This is a genomic window from Bacillus sp. 95MFCvi2.1 (genome assembly GCF_000374965.1).
Lineage (GTDB): Bacteria > Bacillota > Bacilli > Bacillales > Bacillaceae_G > Bacillus_A > Bacillus_A pseudomycoides.
Genome location: NZ_KB895702.1, coordinates 30,334 through 42,902, shown reverse-complemented (window position 1 = coordinate 42,902; position 12,569 = coordinate 30,334). Strand labels below are relative to the sequence as shown.

Annotated in this window: 10 protein-coding genes; 8 read left to right on the top strand and 2 right to left on the bottom strand. The window is 36.8% G+C overall.

The annotated features are described in order from the left end of the window. The first annotated feature begins 163 nt into the window (after positions 1-163). The 6 genes from C568_RS0117840 to C568_RS0117810 all read left to right on the top strand — a co-directional run bounded on the left by C568_RS0117840 (position 164) and on the right by C568_RS0117810 (position 7,977). The gene (locus C568_RS0117840) at positions 164-1,918 is read left to right on the top strand and encodes an ABC transporter ATP-binding protein (protein ID WP_018782320.1); all 1,755 of its coding nucleotides are present in this window, start codon (positions 164-166) and stop codon (positions 1,916-1,918) included. Further along, complete coding sequence (locus tag C568_RS0117835) at positions 1,915-3,915, top strand: ABC transporter ATP-binding protein (protein WP_018782319.1); 2,001 nt, start codon at positions 1,915-1,917, stop codon at positions 3,913-3,915. Before C568_RS0117840 ends, C568_RS0117835 begins: the two co-directional genes overlap by 4 nt. Before the next feature lie 454 nt (positions 3,916-4,369). Continuing rightward, complete coding sequence (locus C568_RS0117825) at positions 4,370-5,212, top strand: GNAT family N-acetyltransferase (RefSeq protein ID WP_018782318.1); 843 nt, start codon at positions 4,370-4,372, stop codon at positions 5,210-5,212. Between the two features lie 513 nt (positions 5,213-5,725). Beyond that, on the top strand, positions 5,726-6,526 hold the full coding sequence (locus C568_RS0117820) for an amino acid ABC transporter substrate-binding protein (RefSeq protein ID WP_003195492.1): 801 nt from the start codon (positions 5,726-5,728) through the stop codon (positions 6,524-6,526). Then, positions 6,513-7,211, top strand: coding sequence for an amino acid ABC transporter permease (locus C568_RS0117815; protein ID WP_018782317.1), 699 nt, complete (start codon positions 6,513-6,515; stop codon positions 7,209-7,211). The genes C568_RS0117820 and C568_RS0117815 overlap by 14 nt, the downstream gene beginning before the upstream one ends. 31 nt (positions 7,212-7,242) lie before the next feature. Further along, complete coding sequence (locus C568_RS0117810; protein ID WP_018782316.1) at positions 7,243-7,977, top strand: amino acid ABC transporter ATP-binding protein; 735 nt, start codon at positions 7,243-7,245, stop codon at positions 7,975-7,977. 48 nt (positions 7,978-8,025) lie between these two features. Here C568_RS0117810 and C568_RS0117805 read toward each other — a convergent pair whose 3' ends face one another. Next, on the bottom strand, positions 8,026-8,223 hold the full coding sequence (locus tag C568_RS0117805; RefSeq protein WP_003195499.1) for an alpha/beta-type small acid-soluble spore protein: 198 nt from the start codon (positions 8,221-8,223) through the stop codon (positions 8,026-8,028). 419 nt (positions 8,224-8,642) lie between these two features. Between C568_RS0117805 and C568_RS0117800 the strand changes: the two genes are divergently transcribed. Further along, positions 8,643-8,888, top strand: coding sequence for a hypothetical protein (locus tag C568_RS0117800; RefSeq protein WP_018782315.1), 246 nt, complete (start codon positions 8,643-8,645; stop codon positions 8,886-8,888). Positions 8,889-8,906: 18 nt separating this feature from the next. Here the strand turns inward: C568_RS0117800 and C568_RS0117795 are convergent, their stop codons facing one another. Next, on the bottom strand, positions 8,907-10,295 hold the full coding sequence (locus C568_RS0117795) for a YheC/YheD family endospore coat-associated protein (protein WP_018782314.1): 1,389 nt from the start codon (positions 10,293-10,295) through the stop codon (positions 8,907-8,909). Positions 10,296-11,062: 767 nt separating this feature from the next. Here C568_RS0117795 and C568_RS0117785 point away from each other — a divergent pair. After that, positions 11,063-12,220: a DUF445 domain-containing protein gene (locus tag C568_RS0117785; RefSeq protein WP_006093679.1), complete on the top strand. Its 1,158-nt coding sequence runs from the start codon at positions 11,063-11,065 to the stop codon at positions 12,218-12,220. Positions 12,221-12,569 lie beyond the last annotated feature (349 nt).

Sequence of the window (12,569 nt, the reverse complement as noted above, 5' to 3'; positions counted from 1 at the left end):
ATCTTGAGGTGGGGATTTTACTGCCCGCAAATAGCGGGGTAGAAAAATATGGAAGGTGAGAAGTTATGGTGAAACAGTACAATTGGTACGGTGTAAAAGCAGGAGCTTTTGATAGTGGATAACAGAAATAGACTGAAACAAGATCGAGAAGGGAGAGATTTCATTGTTTTCAGTATTACAAAAGTTAACATGGTTTTTTAAAGAACATTGGAAGAGGTATAGCATAGCAATTGGAGTGCTTCTAATTGTAAATGTAATAGAGGTAATTCCTCCGAAAGTAATTGGGTTAACAATTGATCATATAAAAGTAGGGTCTTTAACAAACGAAGTGATTATACAGTATGTTTGGATTTTATTTGGAGCGACAGTTGGTGGGTATGTACTCACCTACGTATGGCAGCACCAATTATTTGGCGGTGCATTCGTGCTTGAAAAAACGATGCGTTCAAAATTTATGGGGCACTTGTTGAAAATGACGCCAACCTTTTATCACAAAAATCGTACTGGTGATTTAATGGCGAGAGCGACAAATGATTTAAAGGCGATTGCTATGACTGCTGGTTTTGGGATTTTGACACTTGTTGATTCTAGTTTATATATGCTCACAATTGTTTTTATGATGGGATTTTCAATCAGTTGGCAACTTACAATTGCGGCACTTCTTCCCTTGCCGATTATGGCATATGCGATGAATATATATGGGAAAAAGTTACATGAACGCTTTACGATTGCTCAAGATGCTTTTGGAGATATGAATGATAAAGTACTTGAATCGATTGCAGGCGTGCGTGTTATCCGTGCATATGTACAGGAAAAAGCTGATGAGCAAAGATTTCATCAATTAGGAACAGATGTATATGAAAAAAATATGAAAGTAGCAAGAATTGATGCACTGTTTCAGCCGACGGTTAAGATGCTAGTTGGTCTTAGTTATTTAATTGGTCTTGTATATGGAGCGTTTTTAGTGTTCCAATCGAAGGTTACTCTTGGTGAACTTGTGTCTTTTAACGTTTATCTTGGGATGATGATTTGGCCAATGTTTGCGATTGGTGAATTAATAAATGTCATGCAGCGCGGAAATGCTTCGCTAGATCGTGTCAATGAAACGTTAGCGTATGAGCCTGACGTGAAGAACGTGAAAAAGCCGACGCGTGTACACGAACCAGAGTATATCGACTTTGATAAAGTTTCCTTTTCGTATCCTGCTTCACCTGAGCTTAATTTGAAAAATGTTTCTTTTTCATTAAAGCAAGGGGAAACGCTTGGTATTGTTGGGAAAACAGGGAGTGGTAAAACGACTCTTGTTCGCCAGCTCCTTCGTCAGTATCCACTTGGAGAAGGGGATATTACGGTGTCGAATGTTACGCTTGATGAAATTTCAACCGAAAACGTACGAGGCTGGATTGGATATGTACCACAAGAGCATATTCTATTTTCAAAAACAGCACGAGAAAATATTTTATTTGGGAACAGAGAAGCAAATGAGGAGGAGCTTCAAAAAGCAATTGAAATTGCAGCATTTAAAAAAGATCTGGAGTTTCTTCCAGAAGGATTAGAGACGCTTGTTGGAGAAAAAGGTGTTTCTCTATCTGGTGGACAAAAACAACGGATTTCGATTGCGCGAGCTGTGATTCAAAATCCGGAAATTTTAATTTTAGATGATTCATTATCGGCTGTGGATGCTCGAACAGAAGCAGCGATTATTGAAAATATACGGAGAGAAAGAAGCGGAAAAACAACAATTATAACAACGCACCGCCTGTCAGCTGTGCAGCATGCTGATTGGATTCTCGTTATGGATAATGGTGAAATTATCGAAGAGGGAACACATGATAGGCTCGTTTTGAATGGTGACTGGTATGCGGAGCAGTTTGAAAGACAGCAGGGCGAAAACGTAGAGGGTGAGGTGAAAATATGAGTGTTGGAAAACGGTTATTTCAATACGCTATGAAAGTAAAGGGAACCATTTTTGTGGCACTGGCAATGTTATTTATTTTCGTTATTGCAGAGCTTGCAGGCCCATTTGTAGCAAAGACAATGATTGATGATCATATTGTCGGTATTGAGAAACCATGGCATGAAACAGTGCAAGGGGACGATGCCGTACTTTATAACGGAGCTTGGTATAAGCGAAGCGACCGCTTTGAACAAGGTGAACAAAAAGGAAAAGAAGTTCGTATTATACAAGTTGGTTTCACTTATTATTTTGTACCTAATAAGGTTGCTGCAGAGGGAACACGTTCTGTAAAGGGAGATATTATTACAGTTCAAAGTGGAAAAGCAGCGCAAGTGTATAAAGCAAAAATGTTAACAACCAAAGAAGTGTATTCGTTTTATGAACCTGAGATGAAACGATTACTTTTACTTGGCGGAGGATATTTTGCACTATTGTTAGTTGTATCTTTATTTGCATATGGTAAACAGTTTTTCTTACAGAAAGCATCTAATAAAATCATTCAAATTATGCGTGAAGATGTCTTTTCTCATATTCAAACATTACCGATTCGTTATTTCGACCATTTACCAGCAGGGAAAATTGTATCGCGTGTAACGAATGATACGGAGGCCATTCGGGAGTTATATGTAACAGTTTTAGCGACATTTGTTTCTAGTTTTATTTATATTATCGGAATCTTTATTGCTTTATTTTTACTTGATATGAAATTAGCGCTGTTATGTTTAATTATCGTACCAATTTTAATTGTTTGGGCTGTTGTATATAGAAAATATGCCTCTGTGTACAATCATAAGATGCGCTCTCGGTTATCAGATATTAATGGAACAGTGAATGAATCCATCCAAGGAATGCCTATCATCCAGGCATTTCGTCAAGAACGTGCAATAAAGAAAGAATTTGAAGAATTAAATGAAGATTACTTTAAGTACCAAAATAAAATTTTAAATTTAAATGCAGCGACATCGCATAATTTAGTGGGTGTCTTACGCAACATTGCTTTTACGGCGGTTATTTGGTATTTTGGCGGTGCCTCTTTGAGCGCTGCTGGGATTATCTCTTTAGGGATACTGTATGCATTTGTCGATTATTTAACAAGGCTCTTCTCACCAATTACAAATATGGTAAACCAGCTTGCGAATTTAGAGCAAGCGCGCGTTGCATCGGAACGTGTATTTGAACTGCTGGATGAAAAGGGCGAAGTAGTGGAAGAGGAACGTATACCACGTCTTAATGGAAATGTTCGATTTGATGATGTTTCATTTTCTTATAATGGGAAAGATGAAGTGTTAAAAAACATTTCTTTCGAGGCAAAAAAAGGAGAGACGGTGGCCCTTGTTGGTCATACGGGATCTGGGAAAAGTTCTATTATGAATGTACTTTTCCAATTCTATGAGTTTCAAAAAGGAAAACTTACAATCGATGGGCATGACGTGAAAAATATACCAAAGCAAGCACTCCGCGAGCACATGGGAATTGTATTACAAGATCCATTTTTATTTAGTGGTACAGTTGCGTCGAATGTAAGTTTAGAACATCCAAAGATTTCAAAGGCTCGAATTGTAAAAGCACTGCATGATGTAGGGGCAGAACGATTTGCTAACAATATAGAAGAAGAAATTACGGAAAAAGGAAGTACCCTATCGACTGGAGAGCGCCAACTTATATCTTTTGCACGTGCGTTAGCATTCGATCCTGCCATTTTAGTGTTAGATGAAGCGACTTCAAGTATTGATACAGAGACTGAGGCGATGATTCAAGGGGCACTAGAAGTTGTAAAGAAAGGAAGAACAACATTTATTATTGCACATCGCCTGTCCACAATTAAGAGTGCAGATCAAATCATTGTGCTCGATCGGGGGACTATTCTTGAAAAAGGGTCACATGAAGAATTAATGCAGAAAAAGGGTCGTTATTATGAAATGTATAAAACGCAAATAGAAGGAAGTCAAAGTGCGTAACTTTCACGAAATGTTCAGAAAACTTTAAAGCAATGTTTACAAATGCTCCCATCCCTTTCCTTATCCATGTGATATGTTGGAAGCAAGGGGGAGATAGAGATGGAAGAATTATCAGTTACATTTAACATTGCTTTCTTTTTATTATTGTGCGGAATGATCGGGTATTGTGTATTAGATTCTTAAAGGCAAGCTCTTTTAAGAGTGTTGAGAAACAGGGGCAGCTGCCTCTGTTTTTGTCGTTGTTTGTCAAAATGATAATCCCATAGTTAGTAAAACGATTGTTGAGAGCAGTTAACCTCTGATAAACTTGATTTATCAGAATTTTCCGGACTGATGATTGTTTGATGTTTCGTTAAAGCATAGGATTGAGGAATAAGCATAAGAAAATTTAACTAAGTAATAACCGAATTTAGCAGAAGACTAACTATTAAATGGGAGATGGGGGATTATCTAAATGATACGTGTTTATAGGGAAAAAGAAGATAAGGTCAGTATATTAAATCTAATAAAAAGTATGGGGATAGAAGAAGAGGTAGGTTCTTTAGATGATATTGTCCTAAATTCTACGCACTTTCTCCTATATGAACAAAATGGAATTGAAGGGTTCTCATACTCATCTGTCTATACAAATAGTGCTGGAGAGTCTATTGCTCAAATCAGTATTTATGTAGAACCAGATTCCCGTTTAAAAGGTATTGGTTCTACATTATATAAAGCAATGGAAGAGGTAATTTCTAAAACAAAACCAGATTTTGTGTGTACTTATATGAGAGTCGAATCAGAAAATCCTATTGGCTTTGCTAAGAAAATGGGGTTTGAAAAATGGTGGGGTTCACTTGAATCGGTATACAAGGGAGGAACTTTTCCTAAAGCAGACATTGAGTTGATTAAATATGAAGATAGATTTTTTGACCAGTTTGTAAAAATGGTACAGGAATGTTATTACGAGTTGCACGAAAAGAATGATATTAAACCTTACCTTGCTCCAGAAGACGGTGTAAAAAAATACAAATTAAACAATAAAAATAATGTATATTTAGTGTTAGAAAATGAACAAATTGTTGCATCAGTTACTACTGGAGAAGGGATATTAGATAATTTAATGGTTGTTCCAAGTTACCAAGGAAATGGATATGGACGTAAGGCTTTACAATTCGGTATGAACGAGATGTTAGAAGAAGGATACGAAGAAATCCGAATATGTTTTCTAGAGGGAAATGAAAGTGCTGAGAGGTTGTACACCTCTTTAGGTTTTAAGCCGCTTCATAATACACAGGTTTATCGAAAGTTCTTGTAAATTAAACACTCATTATTCCACAATCGGGAGCTTTAAGGGAACAAGGGAACTCAATAATAGGAGTTCCCTTTCTTTATCTCAAAAAAACAACATTGTTTAACATAGCTTTTTGTATAGAAAAATCCATATTGATCTTTCAACAGCCCAGTTATGACTATGAAGGAGAAAAGAAGACTTCTACTCATTTTCTCCTTTTGTTTTCACACCGCATGGGGCAAAAAAAGGCCCTGCCCGCATTTATGCATGGTCGGATCCGCTCTCCCATCTAAAAAAGAATGGTTTTCAATTTATATTCATATAGATAAAGTAAGTATTGTTTTACCTTTTCCATCATAAGTGCTATATTAAAAAATGTTACTTATTTTTTGTATGTGGTGATTTTATATCATGTTGTTTGATTATGAAAAAAAAGGATACACTAATGACGAACATTTTCATTGAAAAATTGTTCAAGATTGCATACAATCAATATAGTTTTTAAATTCCTATCAGAATACTTGGAGGACTAATATCATGAAGAAATTATTTTCAGTGCTTGCAGTAGCTACACTAGCAGTCGGTATTGTGGCGGGCTGTGGCAAAGAAGAGAAAAAAGATACAGCTACTAGTCAAGATGCATTGCAACAAATTAAAAAAAGCGGTGAATTCGTTGTTGGTACAGAAGGTACATACCCACCGTTTACATTCCACGATGGAAGTGGAAAATTAACTGGATTTGACGTTGAGTTAACAGAAGAAGTTGCAAAACGTCTCGGTGTGAAACCAGTATTTAAAGAAACACAATGGGATAGCTTGCTTGCAGGGCTTGATGCAAAACGTTTCGATATGGTTGCGAATGAAGTCGGAATTCGCGAAGATCGTCAAAAGAAGTATGATTTCTCTAAACCGTATATTTCTTCTTCAGCAGCACTTGTCGTTGCAAAGGATAAAGATAAACCTGCTTCATTTACAGATGTAAAAGGATTAACAGCAGCACAGTCTTTAACAAGTAACTATGCGGATCTTGCAAAGAAAAATGGTGCGAAGATTCAAGGTGTAGAAGGCTTTAGTCAAGCAGTAGAACTACTTAATACAGGTCGCGTTGATTTCACAATCAATGATAAATTATCAGTGTTAAACTATTTACAAACGAAAAAAGATGCAAACATTAAAATTGCAGCAACAGAAAAAGAAGCGTCACAAAGTGGGTTCTTATTCCGTAAAGGTAGCGATAAGCTTGTACAAGAAGTAGATAAAGCGTTAGAAGATATGAAAAAAGATGGTACGTATGACAAAATAACGAAAAAATGGTTCGGTGAAAATGTATCTAAGTAATGCATTGATTACAGATCGATTATCTACATGGATAGATATTATGCAAGCATCCTTCATGCCTATGCTAGAGGGTGCTCTTTTCACGACAATCCCATTAACGCTTATCACGTTCGCGATTGGTCTTATATTGGCGACTTTGACGGCCTTAGCGCGTATTTCAGGTAGTCGCCTACTGCAATGGATTGCTCGTATCTATGTATCTATTATTCGCGGAACACCACTTCTTGTACAATTGTTTATTATTTTCTATGGGCTTCCAACTTTAAAAATTGAGATTGATCCATATACAGCAGCTATTATTGGTTTTTCATTAAATGTTGGTGCATATGCATCTGAAATTATTCGTGCTTCTATTTTGTCTATTCCAAAAGGACAATGGGAAGCAGCATATACAATTGGGATGACATATCCACAGGCGCTGAAACGCATTATTTTACCACAAGCGACACGTGTATCGATTCCACCGCTTTCGAATACGTTTATTAGCTTAGTGAAGGATACTTCATTAGCATCATTAATTTTAGTAACAGAGCTGTTTCGAAAAGCACAGGAAATTGCAGCAATGAACTATGAATTTTTAATTGTTTATTTTGAAGCAGGTCTTATTTATTGGGCGATTTGTTTCTTATTATCTATCGTGCAACAAATATTAGAAAAACGTTCAGAACGTTATACGCTTAAATAATAATCCTTTTATAAAAGGAGTTTTTGTTTTTATGATTTCAATTCAACATTTACAAAAGAGTTTCGGTGATAACACGGTACTAAAGCATATTGATTTATCAGTGGAGAAAGGTGAAGTTGTTGTCATTATTGGGCCATCTGGATCTGGTAAGACAACATTTTTACGTTGCCTGAATGTATTAGAAACACCAAATGCAGGTATTGTTCGCATTGGTGACAAAGAGCTGGATTTCTCTAAAAAAGTAACGAAGAAAGATATTGTAAATCTTCGTACACAAACAGGTATGGTGTTCCAGCATCATAATTTATTTCCTCATTTAACAGCAATCCAAAATGTAATGGAAGGGCTTGTTACAGTGAAAAAAGTAGGGAAAGAAGAAGCGAAGAAAAAAGCGACATATTTCCTTGAGAAGGTTGGACTTGGTGACAAAATGGAGTTATATCCATTCCAACTATCTGGTGGCCAGCAACAACGCGTTGGAATTGCTCGTGCGCTCGCGATGGAACCAGAAGTTTTATTATTTGATGAACCAACGTCAGCGTTAGACCCAGAACTTGTACAAGAGGTCCTAAAGGTAATGAAGGAACTTGCACAAGAAGGAATGACGATGGTGATTGTAACGCACGAAATGCGCTTTGCTCATCAAATTGCGAATCGTGTTATCTTTATGGATGGCGGCGTTGTTGTGGAACAAGGTACACCAGAAGAAGTATTTACAAATCCAAAAGAAGAACGAACGAAGCGATTTTTACAAATGCTAGGGTAGAAAGAAAGGTCTCAAGCGAATGCTTGAGACCTTTTTTGCCATATATATTTATTTTTGGTATCCGCCAAGGCTTTGCTCAGCCATTGCTACTAAACGTTTTGTAATTTCGCCACCAACAGAACCGTTTGCACGAGCTGTAGAATCTGCTCCTAATTGTACACCAAATTCTTGAGCGATTTCATATTTCATTTGATCGATTGCAGCTGTTGCGCCTGGTACTACTAATGGATTGTTTTGGTTTGCCATAGGAATATATCCTCCTTAAAGTATAGAAATTTTTTTGGTTGGATTAGCTGGAGTTGAACCAGATTATCGCCTCGTTTGGCGCTAATCCATCGTTTGAAGTGAATCTACTCATAGTATGGATGTTACGTAGAAAGATATGCGAGTTAATAATTTGTAAATTTTGTAAAAATATATACCGATTTTAATTTTTCAGCATATAAGTTACAGCTATGGATAACGAAAAGTGACCTGCACTCTTTTTCTCTCTGTGTTTTCACTTGGCATGGGGCAGGAAAAGGATCTGAATGCTTCCATGCATGGCCGGATGCTCCCTCCCACCTAAAAAGAAGGAGTTTATTTCGTTTTTTTAATTTGTATTTTTCTAAAAGAAGGTCACACTAATTGTAAATATGAAACCTCTATGATTGGAGGAGTTATAAATGGGAATATGTCCACTTTGCAATGCACTGGAAGCTCAAGTATATTCTTGTCAAAGTTGCCTGAATGTACTCCAAGATTATGGGAAAGTTGTAGATTATACAGATGCTTATAGCGCATATATGGATCAAGATTTATTAATAGAGGTAGACGGTTTAACAGGGGAGAATTCTCAGCAATATTGTGTTCATGTTTTCTATTGCGGGACGTGTGGTACACAAACTGAATTAACGGTGAAACTGGTGTAATAAAAAAACTTCCACCTATTATAGGGTGGAAGTTTTATCTTCTGGTAATAGCCTTTTCGGACGAGAAAGATGATGTTCTGTTAAATGCATGGCGTACTCGTAAAATAGCTGTCTCGTCAGTTCACTATATTCTTGTAATGTTTCGGATTGAAATATAGTTCTTCCAGGTTTGGAATTGGCTTCAAATAGCCAAATCTTCTCATCTTTATCTAAACCTAAATCAAAACCAATTTCTCCAATATTTCCTTCCGTTTGCTGATCTAAAATAGAACTTAGTTGCAAGGCTGCACCTGTCAATTTATTCGTGATTCGAACACGCTCCGTTGCATCAGAAAAAATATCTTGGAGTAGTTTTACTTCTCCGCCGCTATTTATATGAGTTGTCATACTGCCTTTCCCGGCGATTTTTGCAACGATGGCACTGACTCTCCAATTCCCAAAACGATTTTTATTTGTATGAATGCGAAAGTCTACTGGCTGCCCACCTATACGTAATAATACAATTCCTTGTTGAACAATAAATGTTTTTAAATCATGGCCTTGCATAACATGATTGATAAGTGTTTCTAAAGAGTGATACTTTCGTAATTTATTCTGCCCTGCCTCGCGGTAACGACAATAATAACTGTTTTCTGAAGTGGAATAAAGAATTTGATAAATATTTCGTCCAAGACTACCATGCACAGGCTTCATATAAATGTGTTTATATGATGATAAGAAATTCTCTACTTGCTCGAAGTGCTGAAATGTTTCTGTTTGAGGTAACAGAGAAGCGACTGTTTTTTCATTTGTAAGCAGCTGGTGTATATTCCATTTGTTAAAAAAACCTGGGTTAAACCATGGAATGGTGTACTTCGTTTGTAATCGTTTTTTTGTTCTGAGAATAGGTTTGTAAAGTTCTGCTTCTCGATTAGGTAGCCGATCATAAATAACGTTTGGAAAAGGAACTTTACATTGTATCCAGTTTTCCTCTTTAAAAAAGTATCCATCAATTGTTTCCTCATCCCAGTTCATATGTTGTGCACCAAATAAGAAAACAAATGGATGTAAAGAGTGAGGTGGGGTCAGTAACTCCTTGAAACTGATCGAACGATTGCCAATTGGATTAGCAGCTGATTCTGTAAAACCTGTTGTGAAAATACCGATCAATGGTCCAAATACAAGTGTTTGATTTTGAATGAAAGCATGCACGGTAGTTGGAAATGGAAGATAAAGTTCTTTCGCAATTTGTTCGCCAATTATAATTTCGTGAGCATAAGTATAATGAATTTCAATATTTTCACATGTCGTATTTCGTGTGCCGAAGGAAAGAAATGTAAGGGGAGAAGTACTAGAAAATATATAGGGCAATGTTAGCGATCTTGGATGATCGATAGAAATTTGTAATGTGTAAATATGATCTTTCAATGTAATAGTCACTCCTTTTTCAGTTACGGTGTAAATCGATTAAACCGTAATGGGCCGCGGGAAGCTTCTTCGGCCAGTGAATAATCATGCTGTTTTCGCATTCGCATATATAATCCTAAGTGCTCTATTTTATCCATTATGTAAAAAGAGAAGAGAGAACTGCTCAATTGTTTTTTATTTCTATTGTGCAATTGCGCGAATGGCTTCAGTACATTGCAAACATGCTCCCATATCATTATACTGTTGTCCGTATAACGATATTCTATTTTTGGATGATCTATGTTTTAGGGCGAGAGAAGCCAAATTGAAAGACATTCCTTTTTAGAGGTAAGAGAGGATCCGATTATGCATAGAAACGGTCAGGTCCTTTTTTCACCCCACGCTAAGTGAAACCAAAAGGAGAAAATAAGTGGAGATCACTTTTTGTTTTCATAGCAGTGACTGATGTATGGAAAGATCGAAATGGATTTATGTACATACAAGTGGAAAAACCTTTCTTTTTAGAGGGGAAAGAGGATCCGTCCATGGATAGAAGCGGTCGGATTCTTTTTCGGTCCCATGCCAAGTGAAAACGAGTGGAGGTCATCTTTTGTGCGTCATGGTAGTGGTTGCATTTCGGGGAAATATGGTAGTTATTTCGCATCTTAAGCCGTGAGAAATCGCAAAAGGTAGCTGATGGATGGAGAAAGTCAGTGTATATCAAGATAAATGGCTGGTTGTGTATTGTTTTTGTAACAGGTTGTAGTAAGATATATATATTTGGAGAAATGGAAGGCTGGTATTGTGTAATGAATATGTGGTTAAATATGTTAACAACGACAGGGTTAGGAGCAATAATTGGTGGGTATACGAATCATTTAGCGATAAAAATGTTATTTCGCCCGCATCGCCCTATTTATATTGGAAAGTTTCGAGTACCTTTTACGCCCGGATTGATTCCGAAGCGTCGTGATGAACTTGCTGTTCAATTAGGGAAAATGGTTGTGGATCATTTGTTAACACCAGAAGGAATCGGCAAGAAATTAACAGATGAAAACTTTCAGCAAGAGCTGATTCAGTGGGGACAAGTAGAGATAGATAAAATTTTGGTGAATGAGCAATCATTACGAGAGGTTTTAGAAAAATGGGGCTTGGAGCATGTGGAAGGGAAGACCGTCCAAAAAATTGAAAGTATGATTGTGGAAAAAATTGATACGTTTTTATCACAATATTATACATATACGTGGGAACAAGCTTTGCCTAGTTCTGTTCATGAAAAAGTGGAACAAATGATTCCGAATGTAGCATCATTTATTTTAGAAAGAGGTAAAAGCTTTTTTGAAAGTGAAGAGGGAAAAGAGCGGCTTGCCAAAATGATTGATGACTTTTTTGCTTCGCGAGGTACATTATTAAATTTAGTAGGTATGTTTTTAGGGAATGTAAGTTTAGTGGATCGTCTGCAGCCAGAAGTGATTAAGTTTTTAGGACAAGAAGGAACGAAGCAGCTTTTAAGTGATGTACTGCAAAAAGAGTGGGAGAAATTAAAGGGAAGAGAAGTGAAGGAACTAGATTCCTTTATAGAGAAAGAAACGATTGTAAAGTCAATCCTATCAACAGTTAAAATAGAGGAAACTGTAAGAGGATTTTTCAATCAGTCTGTTCAAAAAGTGTGTGAACCAGTTCGGGAAAAAGTTGTACAAACAATGATTCCAAGTTTAGTGAAAAAAGGTTTAGCATGGGGGACAAACAATACCGAACAGATTTTGAAAAATTTACATCTTGCTGAAATTGTACAACAAGAAGTATCTACATTCTCAACAGAGAGATTAGAAGATCTTGTGTTATCAATTACGAAGAGTGAATTGAAGATGATTACATATTTGGGAGCGTTGTTAGGGGGGACAATAGGTTTGATTCAAGGTATAGTGTTGCTTTTTCTAATGTAACGCTTTGTCTATATAAATCCATGTTACTTTTTCAATATACAAATCACGGCCATGAAAACAACAGGAGACATCCACTTATGTTCTCCTGTTGTTTTCACATAGCATGGGGCCGACCGCTTTTATGCATGAACAGACGCCCTCACTCCTAAAAAGAAAGGTTTTCAATCGGTTTTTCAATATATATATTGCTTTTTCACCATCTCAGTTACGGCTATGAAAACAAAAGGAGATCTCCACTCGCTTTCTCCTTTTGTTTTTACTTGGTATGGGGTAGGAAAAGGAACTGACCGCTTCTATACATGGGCGGATTCTCTCTTCACCCTAAAAAGAAAGGTTTTATATCGGTAGT

Excerpts from the sequence above, each read along its gene's own strand:
- C568_RS0117835 (WP_018782319.1), top strand. The coding sequence starts at position 1,915 with ATGAGTGTTGGAAAACGGTTATTTCAATACGCTATGAAAGTAAAGGGA.
- C568_RS0117825 (WP_018782318.1), top strand. The coding sequence starts at position 4,370 with ATGATACGTGTTTATAGGGAAAAAGAAGATAAGGTCAGTATATTAAAT.
- C568_RS0117820 (WP_003195492.1), top strand. The coding sequence starts at position 5,726 with ATGAAGAAATTATTTTCAGTGCTTGCAGTAGCTACACTAGCAGTCGGT.
- C568_RS0117815 (WP_018782317.1), top strand. The coding sequence starts at position 6,513 with ATGTATCTAAGTAATGCATTGATTACAGATCGATTATCTACATGGATA.
- C568_RS0117810 (WP_018782316.1), top strand. The coding sequence starts at position 7,243 with ATGATTTCAATTCAACATTTACAAAAGAGTTTCGGTGATAACACGGTA.
- C568_RS0117805 (WP_003195499.1), bottom strand. The coding sequence starts at position 8,223 with ATGGCAAACCAAAACAATCCATTAGTAGTACCAGGCGCAACAGCTGCA.
- C568_RS0117800 (WP_018782315.1), top strand. The coding sequence starts at position 8,643 with ATGGGAATATGTCCACTTTGCAATGCACTGGAAGCTCAAGTATATTCT.
- C568_RS0117785 (WP_006093679.1), top strand. The coding sequence starts at position 11,063 with ATGGAAGGCTGGTATTGTGTAATGAATATGTGGTTAAATATGTTAACA.